A 15,343-nucleotide genomic window follows, 5' to 3' on the forward strand; every position below is an offset into this window, starting at 1 on the left:
AAAAGTAACCGATTTATCTGAATAACCAAGTAAAAATAGATTGGTATGATTTTTGCTTGCCACACCGTGAGACCATAGGTCCATTGCACTAGCGGCTGGTTGCTAGTGAGCTCGGTCTGGCCACAACAGGAGACGCCGTATGTTTATGACAGGTATTGGTTCGGGCATTGACTTTAACTCAATGATCGACGTGATTGTTGCCGCCGAGCGGGCACCGAAAGATAACCAGATCAACCGTCAGGAAGGCATGAATAAAGCTGAGATGGATGCACTGAAAGAAATTCAGAACACCATTAACAGTTTCCGCGATACGGTAGAAGATCTAAATTCAGCTTCTGAGCTGGAAAAGCTTAAAGCGACACTGAGTAACAGTGACAAACTTGGCGTTGCCATCGGTGCTGGTGCGGTGGCTGGTGAATACAACTTTGATGTAAAACAACTGGCGCAATCACAGCGTGATCAGCTGATCTCGCTAGGTAAAGACAGTTACCTCAAGAGTGGCTCGGTCGGTTTTACCGTCGGTGGTAAAACGGTTGAGGTTGATATTGCAAAGTTGGCCTCCAAGCTTGAAGACGAGCAGGTGACGAAGAAAGCGGGGCATGAAACCCGGACGCTGGAAGGGATCGCCAAAGACTTCAAAATCGACATGAATGAAGCAGGTTGGGAAGATAAAGCCAAAGATATCCTGACAAATAAAGATAACAAAGATTTCGATCAAAAGCGCCTCGATAGCTACAACGAAGGCCAGAAAAGCTACGACGATAAAATTACCCGCTTGCAGACCCAGGGGGTCACGCTTGAAGAAGTACAGTCTGCAATCAATAACGATGCCAATAACGAGGGTGTAAAAGCGACCCTAGTACGCAGTGGCGACAATGTCAGCTTGGTGCTCAATGCTAGCAAGACAGGAGCGGCGAACGGTTTTGTGGTTGATAAGGTACCAGTAGCCGGGGATGTGACTGGCACGTTGGTCGACGGCCATAAAAACCTTCAAGCGGGTCAAGATGCCAAGGTGATGTTCGGTACCATGGAGTTGACCTCGGCATCGAACAAAATGGAAAACGTGATTGACGGCATTACCCTGACCCTGAAAGAGCCGGGGACGGTAAACGTCAATGTTGAGCGCGATGAAGCCGGGGTAAAAGACACGGTCAAGAAATTCATCGACAGCTACAACAAGGTGATGGAAACCGTCAACACCTACACCAAGTCGAGCGAAGACGGTGCCGCAGCTCTGTCGGGCGATGCCGGTGTGCGTTCGATGGTTTCACGCTTGCGTGAAGTGATTTCAGCGGAATACAGCTCTTCCAGTCTTGGAACCTTGTCGCAGCTGGGGATCACCACCACCGTGAGCGGCACACTGGAAATTGACCAGAGCAAAATGGACAAGGCGCTGGAAGAGAATTTCGATGAAATCGCCAACTTGTTCATGGGTGATCCACTGGATGATACCCAGCCTGGTGTGATGACCGATATGCTGACCGTGCTGGATGATTATCACAAAAATGGCGGTCTGTTTGATGTCCGTCAGGATCGTCTGGAAGAGGATAATAAACGTCTGGGTAAAGAGCGTGAGGCGCTTGACACCCGGATGGAAGCGAAGACGACCTCTCTGCGTGAATATTACGCCAAGATGGACAGTCAGATCGCTCAGATGAACCAAACCCAGAACATGATGGTCAGCATGTTGATGTAAGCCTAATTGATTGAGTTAGCCGGGCACCGATGCCCGGTTTTGTCGTTTAAAAAACAGCGTTAAAAATAAAATATAAAAGATAGATAGATGATGAATCAAGAAGGCCTAGGTGCCTACCAACACGCTCAGAATCATGCCCAAGCCGCAGCGGCCAGCCCACACCGTTTGATCCAGATGTTGCTGGAAGGCTTACTGGATAACTTAAGCCGCGCTCGTGGCTTTATGGAGCGCGGCCAGATCGCCGACAAGGGGCTCACCATTTCTAAGTGTCTCGATATTCTCAACGGCTTGAGCTCTGTGTTGGATGAAGAAAAAGGGGGCGAGGTGACACAAGAGCTGTTCCGTTTGTATGACTACTGCGGTCGCCGTTTGTTTGAAGCCAACTGCAATAATGACGTAGCTGGTATTGATGAGGTGAGCAACCTGATCACCGACATTCTTGAAGGCTGGGTGGTGCTGAAACCGGAAAAAGTGCAGGTAGGCAGTGAGCGCTAATATGCTAACCAACCGGTTGAATCGAGATCGGCAGCAGGGATTATCGCAAGGTCGCCCTCAAGGCTCGCAGTGGGAACGCCAGTTGGCGACATTGCTGAGTACCTTTGAGGTTGCCTTGGCTCAGCAGGACTGGGATCAGCTCGCAAGTCTTGATCGTAAGTTGCAGCAGGCATTGCCTAACTTGCGTGCGAGAGTTAATGAGCCCGCGATTAAGGCACAGTTGCAGCAGATCAGTCGCTTTTACGCCACCATGATCACCGCAGGCGAAGCCAAAAAAGCGGGGATCCAGCAGCAAATTACTCAACAGGCTAGCAACCGTGAAGGTGTGCTGGCGTATCTGCAACACCAATAACAGGATAGACACTATGCAAGTTTCCGGCTCATCGGCGGCTGCATCGACCACGCCATCGTCAGCTCCGGCAGCATCTTCATCGACGGTCAAGACCGGCCAGTCAGCAGGCTCGCAAGCGCAGGCTGACGCCACGGTAACCGATTCTTTTGAGCAGGTGTATCAGCGTCAGGATGCCGCAGCGTCCCAAGCCGGTACAACGCAACCTGAAAATAAAGAGCTTGATGCCATTGTAGATGAACTGGCTGGGCAGACGGAACCCTTGTCACAGCCACAGTTAGAGCAATTGGCGCAATGGCTGCAAACGCAACCTGATCCGGCCCAAGCATTGGGACAATTGATGCAGATGCTGGGTTTACAGCAGGGGCAAAACGGTGAACTGCCACAGCAATTGACCGCCATGCTGACACAATTGCAAGGTGGTTCTGACCTGCCATTTGGCGGGCGCTCTGGCGTGACCGGCGGTATGCCCATTTCCGCCCGAACGGGAATGTCCGCTCCTGCAACTGCAGCCAATGTGATGCATGGCATGGTGGAGAGCAAACCGACAGAACCCAGCCATGAACTGAAGCCTATCGTGCTTAATTCACAGAACATGAACACGCAAGCCAGTCAGTCAGCGGCATTGACGGAGTCATTGCAGCAGCTGTTCAGTACACAGGGAATGACGCAGCAAAACCTGCAAGGTCTGCATGTGTTGACTCAGCAAATGATGTCGACAGCCGCCATGCAGCAAGCTGCGACGAGTGCCACGAGCAATACCTCAACCCTGCACGATGTTGCCACTCAGCACTTACAAGCCAGTGTCGATATCAGCTCACCAGAGTGGGGCAAAGAATTGGTTGATCAATTGCGCTCTCGGATGAGCTTCACCAAGCAAGAAGCTCTGCAAAAAGCCTATATTCGACTGGATCCGCCGGAGTTGGGTAAATTGGAAGTGAGCATTCGCGTCGATGGCGATAAGGCATCGGTCCATTTTGCTGCTGCCCACCCACAGCTGCGTGAAGCGCTGGCGGCTAATGCGGATCGGTTACGTATGGATTTTGATGGTAGTGCGTTGGATCTGGTGGATGTCTCGGTATCGAGCGGTATGCAGCAGCAGAGTCAGTCGCAAGAACAGGCTCAGCAGGATGAAATACATATTGCCGCGAATGAGGTGGCATCTTCGGGTATGACCATTCCGGCGTATGCCCTTAGCTCGCGTTTTGAATCGATGGTGTAACAGTAACGTGGCCTGATTTAAACAGGCCAGAGAAAAGAACATGACAGAAGAAGTGCAACCTAAGAAAAAGAATACCGTGGTGATTGTTGCCATTATCGTTGCTGTGATCGCCGTGCTTGGTAGCGGAGGCTGGTGGTTCTGGCAACAGCAACAGGCGGCCAAGGTCGTCGCGGTTGCTAAAACGGCAGCGGTGCCCGCAACGGCATTGGTAAAGAAACCGGTTTTTTTACCCTTGAATAAGTTTGTGGTGAGTGTGCCAGGTGATCAGCGATTGCATTACCTGATGCTGGAAATCACCTTGATGAGCTATGACAGCGCCCAAATTGAGATGATCGAAGAGTTTAAGCCGCTGGTGCAAAATGCCGTGGTATCGGCGGTGAGCCAGAAAAACTATGACGAACTGACGGCGAAAGATGCGATGTCATCGCTGGAAGTTGAGCTACGTGACGATATCCGTGCAGTGATGAATGAGATGGCTGGCACTAACGGGATCGACAAAGTATTGATCACCAAAATGGTCATCCAGTAAGGGGGTCCTGTGGAGGGTGCGTTTCACACTCATAACCATGAAGGACTGATGGCTTACCAGCAGAGTCAGCAGGTGGTTGATCGGGCAAGGGAAGAAACCTTGTTGCGTCGTTATACCGGTGTGGTGCGGCGCGTTTGTCGTCATATGACCGCGCAGGTGAACACGCTGATGTCGATGGAGGACATGGAGCAGATCGGCTTGGTTGCTCTGCTGGAAGTGATCCGTCGCTATCCGGAGTTGGATGGTGAGGCCATCGAGCGTTTGGCGGTGCAGCGGATCCGCGGTGCGGTGCTCGATGAATTGCGTCGAATGGATTGGCGTTCACGGCGCACACGCCAGCGTGGCCATGAGATGCGCGATTGTGAGCGTCGTTTGAGCCGTCAGTTGGGTCGGATGCCGACAGAGCAGGAGATCGCCCAGGATCTGGATATTTCCTTATTAGATGTTCAGCAACGGCGGATGGATAACGAAGCTGAACAACTGGGCAGTCTTGAGGCGCTGCAAGAAGGTGGCGAGCAGTTTTTTGGTTTGAGTTTTCAATGTAAGAACCATGAACGGGGGGCTCTGAAAAGGGCATTAACCCAGGCGTTGGCGAAGCTCGGTGAACGTGACCAACTGATCCTGAGCTTTTACTACGAACATGAAATGAACTTGAAAGAGATTGCTTTAGCCTTTGAAGTGACAGAAGCCCGTATTAGTCAGCTTCACAGTAAGGCACTTAAAACGCTTAATTCATTGTTGGCCGATTGGCGGGAATCGGTGTAACGGAGCACGACATGCAAACAATACTTGGTTTTTTCATTGTCTTTGGCAGTGTGACCAGTGGCTATCTGATGGCAACTGGCAAAATGGCAGCCTTGTGGCAGCCAGCAGAATTCACCATTATTTTGGGGGCGGGCATGGGATCTCTCGTGATTTCCTATCCAACTTATGTACTGAAAAACATTCTGACCCGAATCAAAATGCTAATGGGTAAAGGCTACAGCACAGATTATTACAAATCGGTGCTGGAAGTGATGTTTGAGCTTCTGGAAGTGATCCGCAAAGACGGTATTAAAAAACTCGATGATCACATCGAGAATCCAGGTTCGAGCGAGATCTTTAATCGTTACCCTGAAGTGGCTAAATCCACGGTATTGCTGAGCTTTATCACCGATAATCTGCGGATGATGGCGATGGGAAAAATTAGCCATCATGATTTAGAAGCGGCATTAGAGGTGGAACTAGAGACTCTCGAAGAAGATTTGTTGCGCCCGACGAAAGCACTGTCGAAGATCGGTGAAGCGATGCCGGGTTTCGGTATTGTGGCGGCTGTACTGGGTATCGTGGTGACGATGCAGAATATCGGTGGCCCATTGACCTTGATCGGGGTCAAGGTAGCAGCGGCATTGGTCGGTACTTTTTTTGGCATCTTGATGGCTTATGGTGTGTTTGATCCATTGTCCGCGGGTATGGCCGGTCAGGTGAAAAAAGAGATGATGGCGCTGAATATGACGGCTGCGATTTTGGTCGCTCAGGTGCAGGGTAAACCAACCTTGCTGGCACTGGACGCCGGGCGTCGGGTATTACATACCGAGTACAAACCATCGTTCGCTGAAATGGAACGCTGGGTTGCCAAGGGTTAATCATGGCACACGAACAACCAATTATTATTATTAAGAAGAAACGGCGTGGTCATCATGACGAGCATCATGGTGGTGCCTGGAAAGTGGCGTTTGCCGATTTCGCGATAGCCATGATGGCGTTTTTCATGGTGTTGTGGATCATGGAAATAGCCTCTCAGGAAGAACGGGAAGAGATCCAGTATCAACTACAAAATAGCAGTGTATTTGACAATATGGATAACTTGTTCGATATGCGTAACAGCCCGTTTCCGATTGATTTCGGCGGCGAGGCGTCACCGTTTGAAAATCCCGTGCAGTCGAAACTCAATGGCCCTGATGCATTAGGGCCGTCGCTGCATCAGCGTCTGCCGGAAGGCGCAGAGGCTGCCAACGCGGGGCGGGGCCGAGAGTTGAACTCGATATTGAAAGGGCAGCATCTGAATGCCGTCCAGTTAGAAATGCTGGCGAAGGAAGTATCGGAAATGGCTGAATCCTTGTCAGCCAGTAGTAACTTGGTGTTGGAACTGGTCCCGCAAGGGTTACGTATTCTGATCCAAGATAGTGACAAGCAAGCGATGTTTGGTCGAGGCAGTGCCATTATCACCCCGTTTTTTGAAGATATGCTGTTTGAGCTGGCACCGATGCTGGGGCAAATTAAAAACCGCTTGGTGATCAGCGGTCATACCGATAATACCCATTTTAAGTCGTCGACCTACAGTAACTGGAATCTCTCCGGGGATCGAGCTCTGGCGGCGCGGCAGTTTTTGGTTGATTCGGGATTACCGCAACAGAATGTATTACAAGTTGTGGCGATGGCTGATCGGATGCTGATTGATGAAGCCAATCCGCGTAGTGGCGAGAATCGCCGCATTGAAGTGATGATTCTGACCCCTGAAGCGGATAAGCAATTGGCGATGTTGTTTGGTAAAGGGTCACAGCCGGGGACGGCGGTCGAGCAAGCCAAAAAGTTTGCTGAATCCAACAAGCCCGTATCTCGATTAGACGTCATGGTGAAGTAAAAAGATGAGACAGATTGAAATCATTCCCCAGTTTGTAGAAAAGTTTTCTTGTATTGCTGATAAGTGTGAAGATCACTGCTGTCACGGTTGGAATATTCTTATCGATAAGCCGACGTATCGCTTTATGACCGAAAAGAGCGAGTTTAAGGACAAGGCGCGAGCAATGATCATCAAGACGCCGAAAACCTCAGTGTATGCGCAGATCAAACTGGATGCGCAAGGGGTCTGTCCGTTCCGTGATAGTCAGGGCTTGTGCGATGTGCATAAAGCGCATGGCCACAGCCGTTTATCAACTACCTGCAAAACTTATCCGCGGACGAATGCTGTCCGTGGTGAGCGCGTAGAGCGCAGCTTAACCCTCTCTTGTCCAGAAGCGGCCCGTCAGGTACTGCTTAATCCCTCTGCGATGATGTTCAGTGAAAAAGTGAATTTTGAGCCGAACTTTAAGCCTGCGGCCTACCGTTATCCTTATTACTATGACGCCGTGCGCCAGCTGTATGTCGATGTCTTACTGATGGAAGGCGTTACGTTGGAAGCAAAGCTGTTCATGCTAGGCATGAGCCTCAAGATGCTCGATGCCAAAAAGGACGAGCAGGCCAGTTTCCAAGAGACGTTGGATTTTTGCATCGAGCGTATTGTTAATGGTGAGTTTCTGGCGATGTACGAACGTACGGGCAGTATGGTGGAGATGCACGCGCTATTTTTGACAAAGCTATACAATGTCCACTTGGCTCTTGGGATCACGGAAAAGCATGGCCTTGTACTGAATCGTATTCATCAAATTCATGCTCAGCTGGTCGATACTCTCGGCCAGGCTGGAGCGGATGTCGCCCAACAAAAAATAATTTTGCTTCAAGGCTTTAATGGCCACTATCAAGATTATGTCGCGGCAAACCCTCACGTTTGGTTGAATTACTTCTTGTATGGCATGTACAAGCATGACTTCCCAACCAAAGGATTGTATGAGGTGTTTTCTGAACAGGTGATTGACTTCTTTTTGCTGCGCGGGGCGTTATCCGCGATTGCCTCCAAGCGCCAGCTTGAGGATAATGATGTTATCCATGTGGTACAGAGCTACCACCGAGCACGCAGCCATGGTGTAAAAATAGCAAAAGGGATCAAAGGTATCGTTGAACAACACCTGCAGGTGGATGAAACGATGCTGCCTTTATTGCTACTTAAAGTGGCGAATAAGTAATCACTGACAGCGTGAATCGAATTTAACCAGCTGCCGATGCCTTTTCTATCAAATGGCGAGGCGGCTGGTCTTGTTTTATGTGTGACGATGACATCACACAGCTTTAACCTTATTTTTTACGAGTGTGTATTATGACGGTATCAACGTTAACAATTGCGGTGGATGATGGTTCTACCAATGTAAAAGTAAGCTGGATTGAGCATAATCAGCTGAAGACCATTGTTTCACCAAACTCTTTCCGTAAAGACTGGAAAAGTGCAGCATTACGCCGTGATAAGCAGGTGTACAACTACACCATTGGTACGACCAAATACACTTATGATGCGACGTCTGATAAAGCACTGGAAACCACACACGTTGATTACCAGTATGACGATCTGAACCTGCTAGCTGTCCATCATGCTCTGTTACAGACCGGCCTGACACCGTGCCCGGTAACCTTGGTCGTGACACTGCCGATCACTGAATTTTATGATCCGGAAGACTGTCAGCGCGACGAAGCCAATATCGAGAAGAAGCGCCAGAACCTCATGCGAGCGATTGAGCTGAACAAAGGCGATCTATTCCAGATTGTGGATGTGCAGGTGATGCCAGAAAGCGTACCTGCGGTATTGTCGACCCTGATGAATTCAAGCTGCAATGAGTTTACTCGTTCACTGGTGGTTGACTGTGGTGGTACCACCTTGGATATGGGCATCGTGGTTGGTGAGTTTGATGATGTGTCGGCGGTGTACGGTAATAAAGAAATCGGTGTATCGATGGTGACAGATGCGGCGCGCAAAGCGCTGGCAGCGGCTGACAGTGATGCGAGCTACTTGGTGGCGAACGAGCTGATCAAACACCGTCATAACATGGATTTTGTCAAAGAAGTGGTAAACGACGAATCACAAATCGATACCATCCTGACTAAAATCGAAAACAAAATCGCCGAACTAGGCAGCGCCGTTGCTTATGAAGCGAAGAAATTCGCCAAAAACCCGAACCGCGTTTACCTTGTTGGTGGTGGTGCGCCATTGATTTACCCTGCTATTGCTGAGGCGTATGCCACATTGGGTGAGCGAGTCGTACTGATCCATGAGGCACAGTCGGCACTCGCGCGTGAGCTTTGCATGTACCATGCTGATGATATCGATGTTGATGTCAAACCAGAGGCCCATATAGAGGTCGCTGATGACTAATCAGCTTAAGCGGGTTAATTGTTCGCTGTTTCTTGATCCGGTGAACTCTGAAGCTGACCGCTATGCGGTCAGTATTATGCAGCGCTGGGTCGAAGAACGCAGGTTGTTGGTCGAAACCCCCAGTGCGGGTAAAGAGTTACATCATAACCTGCATCGGCACAAAGACATTTACCTCTCTGGGCTGTTTCTGCACTTGCTTAGTCCGGCACTGACCAGTCAGCTGTCAGGAGTATTGTCTGAGCAGAATGTGCACATGGAGACGCTGGCTCAGAAGCTTAAAATGTGCGGGTTAGTGTTGCCGGAGCAAGCAGCAATAGCCACGACCGAGAGCCCTACTGGCTTGAGTGATGAGTTAGCCCGTTTTCAGCAATCGCTCTCAACGCAGCTCGATAGCCTGCATCATGCGGTGGCCAAACCTGCGGATGATAATGGTTCCGTTGCAGAGAGTGTTCAGACCGAGCTGGCGGACTTTAAAACTGCGCTAAAAGCGGAGTTGGTCACACAACTCGCCAGTGAAATGAAGGCGCACAGTCAGGCCGCTGAAATTGCTGAGTTGAAAGCATTGATTTCAGCCCAGAGTCAAATGATCAGGGCCCTGCAGCACAGTGGGGTGACGGCTACCTCGTCGGCGGATTCTGTTGCCGAGCAAGAGGCCGGTCCAAACCTGAGTGAGCAAATTGCCAGTATACGTAAAGTGAAGAAGAAAGGGTTGTTTTAACCCCGTCTTTACACCGTGTACGAGTGATACTCGAATAGCAAAACGGAGCCTGTTGGCTCCGTTTTTTCATTGTCGCGCGTGAGCGGTGAGCTTAGTGGCCGTGGGCTTCACCTGCGCCTTTCGGATAACGGATGGATTCCACCATCTCTTGTACCTCTGTCGGTACCTCTGCAGTGAACTTGTTCACGACAATGGATACTACAAAGTTGAGACACATCCCGAGCGTACCAATGCCTTCAGGGCTGATCCCAAACCACCAGTTTTCAGGGGTGCTGGCTGCTGGGTTAATGAACTTGAAGTAGATGATATAAGATGCAGTGAACGCAATCCCTGTTATCATCCCGGCGATAGCGCCTTCTTTGTTCATCTGCTTATAGAAAATCCCTAAGATAATTGCCGGGAAGAACGAGGCTGCGGCTAAGCCGAACGAGAATGCCACGACCTGCGCCACAAAGCCGGGTGGGTTGATCCCCAGATACCCCGCACCCACAATGGCCACCGCAGCACCAATACGGGCAGCGAGCAACTCTTGCTTATCCGTCATATTTGGCTTGAAGCCTTTTTTCAACAGGTCATGTGAAATCGAGGTGGAGATAACCAGTAGCAGACCCGCCGCTGTTGACAGCGCGGCGGCTAAGCCACCCGCTGCCAGTAGGGCGACCACCCAGTTAGGCAGGCTGGCCAGCTCTGGGCTTGCCAGTACGATGATGTCACGGTTGATGTCCATCTCATTGCGCGTATCGCCAGAATAGAACATCTTGCCATCGTTATTTTTATCTTCCCATTTTACGAGGCCTGTTTTTTCCCAGTTAGTGACCCAGCTTGGTGCTTGCTCAGCAGTCACCCCTTTCATGTCTGGACCATTGATGGTTTCGATCATGTTGACGCGGGCAAAGGCTGCCACAGAAGGCGCGGTGGTATAAAGTAGTGAGATGAATAGCAGTGCCCAACCGGCTGAAATACGGGCATCTTTCACTCTAGGTACAGTGAAAAAACGGATGATAACGTGTGGTAGACCAGCGGTACCGACCATTAATGCCGCACAGATGAAGAACACATCCACCATGCTTTTTGATCCGTCGGTATAGGCGGTGAAGCCCAGTTCGGTAGTGAGCCCATCGAGCTTATCCAGTACATAGGTTTCTGATCCGCTGATCGTCGATCCTAATCCTAGTTGTGGGATCGGATTGCCGGTGATCATGATCGAGGTAAAGATCGCCGGAACAAGAAAGGCAAAAATCAAGACGCAGAACTGTGCAACCTGGGTGTAGGTGATCCCTTTCATGCCACCCAGCACCGCGTAGAAGAACACGATACCCATGCCAATGATGATACCCATGTTGATATCGACTTCAAGGAAGCGGGCGAAGACCACGCCCACCCCACGCATCTGGCCTGCAACATAGGTAAAGGAAACGAAGATGGCACAAAAGACAGCAACCATACGTGCAGTTTTAGAATAGTAACGCTCACCGATAAAGTCCGGCACGGTAAATTGGCCAAACTTGCGCAGGTAAGGGGCGAGGCAGAGCGCCAGTAGGACGTAACCGCCCGTCCAGCCCATGAGGTAAACCCCACCGTCGTAGCCGACAAACGAAATGATACCCGCCATTGAAATGAACGATGCAGCTGACATCCAGTCTGCTGCGGTGGCCATACCGTTAGCAACCGGGTGGACACCTCCGCCCGCGACATAGAATTCACTGGTTGAGCCTGCTCTGGCCCAGATGGCAATACCGATATAGAGGGCAAAAGTAATGCCCACCAAGATAAATGTCCAGGTTTGGATTTCCATGAATAACCTCTTAGTCTTCTTGTACGTTGAACTTACGGTCGAGCGCGTTCATGCGCACAACGTAGACAAAAATCAGGGCAACAAAGGTATAGATTGAACCCTGTTGGGAGAACCAGAACCCCAGCTTAAAGCCTGCAAATTGGATGGTATTGAGGGAGTCGACAAACAGGATGCCGGCACCAAAAGAGACCAGGAACCAGATCGCCAATAGCGAGCCCATCGTTGCGAGGTTTTCTTTCCAGTAGGCTTGAGCCTGCTCCTTGGATTCAAACGCCATTGTTATCTCCTTTCACGTCGTCATAAATCACGTTAATAAAATGTTACGTAACGACAATAGCAACGATTGAATTAGGAAACAGTGCAACTTTAGTCGAGCGGAAAGGTGAAAAATCGCCGTATTAACGGCGATTTTGTGAACGGTGGCAGGGAATGAGGTTGTTAATGAAGTGTTGCGTTAGGCTAAGGTCTAACCCATGGTGTAAAAATCTTTGATCCCCATCAGTAGGTTATTGACGGCAACTGCAGCCAAGATTAATCCCATGACGCGGCTGATGATGGCCGCGCCGACATTACCGATGTATTTTTGGATCTTATTCGCCCCGAGTAACAACAAGAGCGTAATAAGTAACACACTCAGCATGACGAGAGTGGTTATGGCTTGATCGCTCATCGCATAACGGTTGTTATCGGTGAGCATGACGACCGCCATCATTGCTCCTGGTGAAGCGATAGAGGGGATCGCTAATGGGTAAACGGCTAAATTACTGAGCTCGGAGTGTTGAATCTCGTCTTGGCTGAGTTTGCACTCTTGCTCAACTTTGCTCTCACCGAAAATCATGGTTAGTGCGAACAACAGTAGCACCAATCCTCCTGCCGCTTGGAATGCAGGTAAGGGGATCTGCATTGCTTCTAATAAGATTTGACCTACGATAACAAAAAACAGTAACACACCGGTGGCAATGCCGACGGCTTTTAATGCTACTAAGCGGCGCTGTTGGACGGTTAAATGGCTGGTCTGAGCGAGGTAGACAGGCACGGAGCCGATCGGGTCAACTACCGCCCAAATAAGAACAAACTGAGTAACTAAGGCACTAAGCAAATAGCCTCCAAATAGTTTGGGTATAAAGGAATAGTGTTTGATTTGACGTTTTTGTATCTATTTCTAGCTAAGAATAGTAACAGAATAAGAGTCACGAAGGGGCTGAATGCGATAGATTGTCCGTTAAGTGGTTTGAAATTTTTTAACGTAGAACCACTATGTCTACAGATCTACGCCTTGATTAGAAGCCCTGATATTCTCGCTGCAACGAGTATATTGAGATCGTTTGGGTATACGTTACAAATCCATCTGTTGTAATAGGATCACCGCCTGGGTACGATTTTTTACCCCGAGCTTGCGGAATATCGCCGTCATATGGGCTTTGATAGTGGCTTCAGAAACATGGAGGTCATAGGCAATTTGTTTGTTGAGCAGGCCGTCTGACAGCATTCCCAGCACTTTGTATTGCTGGGGGGTTAGGGCGGCAATGCGTTCGGTGAGCTCACCGAGTTCATCATTCCCCTCTCCAAGTCCTTCAGGAAAGACAGGATCGCCATCAAGTACTTGATTAAGTGAACTGATCAGGGCGCGCATATCACTGGATTTGGGAATAAAGCCAAAGGCACCATGACGGCGAACCTGACGTACGACGCTGATTTCTTCACTGGCGGAAATCACCACGATAGGCAGATCGGGGTACTGGCTACGGAGTTGGATCAATCCGGACATGCCATTGGCTCCGGGCATCTTGAGATCCAGCAGCAGCAGATCAACATCGGTTTCTTTACCGAGTAAGGCCAGCAGGCTGGTGAGCGAATCGGCTTCAAGTAAGTTGGCGCCGCTGATCGCCATGTGGACTGATTGAAACAGGGCGTTGCGAAAAAGCGGGTGGTCATCGGCAATGACAATCGTGTACTGAGCGTCCATGGCAGTATGTTCTTATGAATTTTCATTACGTTATCATTGGCGATTCTGTAGATCAATTTGTTAACACTCAAGATCTGCGCTGGATCATCCCGCAGATCAGAGATGTGGGCTCAGTATTTAAGTTTTCTGATAATCGGTCGTTGTTACTTAAAGAATTTCAATCGATTGAGAATTGTCGCTTATGACACCCCAGTTAGTCTCAGATATGGACGGGAAAAGCTATTTTGAGTTTCAGCAGTATTTCCGTCAGCGGCAAGGTTGGAAATTAGCCTCGTTTACGTTTTTTGTCCTCTTTACCTTGGTCGCTATTGAGGTATTTGCGGTACGTACATCCGTGCCCCTCGCGGCAGAGGTAACCATTCAATGGATTGCCGTATCGGTATTGGCGGTGCTAGGGGCATTGGCCGCTTTACAGCATGCGTTGCCGGCTTTGAAGCGTTGGCAGATTATTTCGTCAGTACTGGCTGGTGTGTATGGTTGTGGTTGGGCGGGATTATTCACATTACCGCTTTATGGCGCGTATTTGGACACAGTTGCGCTGTATAGCGACTTATTCATTATTATCGCGGTGATTGCTTTTTTCAGCTACCGCAGTGCGACGTATTTGGCCGTATTACCAGTACTCGCAACGTGGATGGTGTCAGATATGATTGTGGCCGGTACGCCAGAAGCGCTGATCCTGTTTACCATATTGGTGCGGCTGATGATTGTCATTATGGTGCGGGAGTACCTCTATTTCTGGTTCCATTCATCGGTATGGCACGGCTATGAAGAGCAGCGCTTGCGGCTGGAATTGGCGAATGTGGCCTTGATTGATCACCTGACCGGACTGCAAAACCGCAAGCATTTCGATATTGTGATTGAGCGCGAGGTTTTGTCGGCTCGTCGGGAAAACAAGCAATTGACGCTGGTGGCGTTGAGCATTGATCCGTTGCGCCTGTATAGCATGACTTATGGCCAGCAGGAGGCCAAATCGGTGCTTAAGCGGATAGGCCGAAGTTTACGACGAGGCATTTTTCGCCCTCGTGATTTTCTTGCCCGCTTAAGTAGTGATGAGTTTGTGGTGTTATTGCCTGACACGGATCTTGAAGGGGCGATGGTGGTTGTGGATCGCTTGCAGGGATTAGTACACCAGAGTTGTGACTATACGATGAATGAACGCCTTAAGACGCCAGTGGAAGTGAAAGGTCTGGTGATGGAATGGCAACCCGATGTATCGGCAACTCAACTGCAGACGGCGTTACGGAACCAGCTAGAACAGCTGCGTGAAATCGAAAGTGATAACGTTGTGGTCTGGCAGCCCGAGTAGTGCTGCTGGGCAACGTATTGTGTGAGAAAAAGCGCCTGAATATTCAGGCGCTTTTTTTTGTTTGCCCAGCGAAGCTGGCAAACCCGTCAGGTTGCAAGAAACCTGAATCACCCCGACTGAGGGGAAGATAATCCGAATCGCAAGGGCGTTGCTGGCCAACGGCAGGGTCTGAAGGAAGCGATAGGAAGTTAACAGTACACAACGAAAGTGAACCTGATTCGGCAGTCTAGGTGGGTAAGCGTGCAAAATAGCGCAAAGCCCCATA

Annotated in this window: 16 protein-coding genes; 12 read left to right on the forward strand and 4 right to left on the reverse strand. The window is 49.8% G+C overall.

Going from position 1 to position 15,343, the window contains the following annotated elements:
* Nucleotides 1-139 precede the first annotated feature (139 nt).
* The 11 genes from fliD to L4D12_RS18460 all read left to right on the forward strand — a co-directional run bounded on the left by fliD (nt 140) and on the right by L4D12_RS18460 (nt 10,008).
* Nucleotides 140-1,696 carry a flagellar filament capping protein FliD gene (gene fliD / locus L4D12_RS18410; protein WP_428449293.1) on the forward strand — a complete coding sequence of 519 codons (1,557 nt, stop codon included), beginning with the start codon at nt 140-142 and terminating at the stop codon, nt 1,694-1,696.
* A gap of 87 nt (nt 1,697-1,783) precedes the next feature.
* Complete coding sequence (gene fliS, locus L4D12_RS18415; protein WP_428449294.1) at nt 1,784-2,191, forward strand: flagellar export chaperone FliS; 408 nt, start codon at nt 1,784-1,786, stop codon at nt 2,189-2,191.
* Nucleotide 2,192: 1 nt separating this feature from the next.
* Complete coding sequence (locus L4D12_RS18420; RefSeq protein ID WP_428449295.1) at nt 2,193-2,543, forward strand: hypothetical protein; 351 nt, start codon at nt 2,193-2,195, stop codon at nt 2,541-2,543.
* A gap of 13 nt (nt 2,544-2,556) precedes the next feature.
* On the forward strand, nt 2,557-3,762 hold the full coding sequence (locus L4D12_RS18425) for a flagellar hook-length control protein FliK (RefSeq protein ID WP_428449296.1): 1,206 nt from the start codon (nt 2,557-2,559) through the stop codon (nt 3,760-3,762).
* 40 nt (nt 3,763-3,802) lie between these two features.
* Nucleotides 3,803-4,291 (forward strand): flagellar basal body-associated FliL family protein, encoded by a 489-nt coding sequence (locus L4D12_RS18430; RefSeq protein ID WP_428449297.1) that lies wholly within the window; start codon nt 3,803-3,805, stop codon nt 4,289-4,291.
* A 9-nt stretch (nt 4,292-4,300) separates the two neighbouring features.
* Nucleotides 4,301-5,056, forward strand: a complete 756-nt coding sequence (locus L4D12_RS18435; RefSeq protein WP_428449298.1) for a FliA/WhiG family RNA polymerase sigma factor — start codon at nt 4,301-4,303, stop codon at nt 5,054-5,056.
* A gap of 11 nt (nt 5,057-5,067) precedes the next feature.
* Entirely contained in the window at nt 5,068-5,916 is an 849-nt protein-coding gene (motA, locus tag L4D12_RS18440; RefSeq protein WP_428449299.1) for a flagellar motor stator protein MotA, read from the forward strand.
* A gap of 2 nt (nt 5,917-5,918) precedes the next feature.
* A complete protein-coding gene (locus tag L4D12_RS18445; RefSeq protein WP_428449300.1) occupies nt 5,919-6,914 on the forward strand; it encodes a flagellar motor protein MotB in 996 nt (331 codons plus the stop codon).
* 4 nt (nt 6,915-6,918) lie between these two features.
* Entirely contained in the window at nt 6,919-8,112 is a 1,194-nt protein-coding gene (gene fliB / locus L4D12_RS18450) for a flagellin lysine-N-methylase (RefSeq protein ID WP_428449301.1), read from the forward strand.
* Nucleotides 8,113-8,243: 131 nt separating this feature from the next.
* A complete protein-coding gene (gene parM / locus L4D12_RS18455) occupies nt 8,244-9,290 on the forward strand; it encodes a plasmid segregation protein ParM domain-containing protein (RefSeq protein ID WP_428449302.1) in 1,047 nt (348 codons plus the stop codon).
* Nucleotides 9,283-10,008: a hypothetical protein gene (locus tag L4D12_RS18460; protein WP_428449303.1), complete on the forward strand. Its 726-nt coding sequence runs from the start codon at nt 9,283-9,285 to the stop codon at nt 10,006-10,008. Before parM ends, L4D12_RS18460 begins: the two co-directional genes overlap by 8 nt.
* Nucleotides 10,009-10,099: 91 nt before the next feature.
* On the opposite strand, the gene L4D12_RS18465 is transcribed toward L4D12_RS18460, so the two are convergent.
* The 4 genes from L4D12_RS18465 to L4D12_RS18480 form a co-directional block, all read right to left on the reverse strand.
* Nucleotides 10,100-11,803, reverse strand: a complete 1,704-nt coding sequence (locus tag L4D12_RS18465; protein ID WP_428449304.1) for a sodium:solute symporter family protein — start codon at nt 11,801-11,803, stop codon at nt 10,100-10,102.
* 10 nt (nt 11,804-11,813) lie between these two features.
* Entirely contained in the window at nt 11,814-12,080 is a 267-nt protein-coding gene (locus tag L4D12_RS18470) for a DUF4212 domain-containing protein (RefSeq protein WP_428449305.1), read from the reverse strand.
* A 189-nt stretch (nt 12,081-12,269) separates the two neighbouring features.
* The gene (locus L4D12_RS18475; RefSeq protein ID WP_428449306.1) at nt 12,270-12,902 is read right to left on the reverse strand and encodes a MarC family protein; all 633 of its coding nucleotides are present in this window, start codon (nt 12,900-12,902) and stop codon (nt 12,270-12,272) included.
* A gap of 237 nt (nt 12,903-13,139) precedes the next feature.
* Nucleotides 13,140-13,769 carry a response regulator transcription factor gene (locus L4D12_RS18480; RefSeq protein ID WP_428449307.1) on the reverse strand — a complete coding sequence of 210 codons (630 nt, stop codon included), beginning with the start codon at nt 13,767-13,769 and terminating at the stop codon, nt 13,140-13,142.
* Between the two features lie 181 nt (nt 13,770-13,950).
* Between L4D12_RS18480 and L4D12_RS18485 the strand changes: the two genes are divergently transcribed.
* A complete protein-coding gene (locus L4D12_RS18485) occupies nt 13,951-15,078 on the forward strand; it encodes a GGDEF domain-containing protein (protein WP_428449308.1) in 1,128 nt (375 codons plus the stop codon).
* Nucleotides 15,079-15,343 lie beyond the last annotated feature (265 nt).

The organism is Photobacterium nomapromontoriensis (assembly GCF_050336815.1).
Classification (GTDB): Bacteria; Pseudomonadota; Gammaproteobacteria; order Enterobacterales; family Vibrionaceae; genus Photobacterium; species Photobacterium nomapromontoriensis.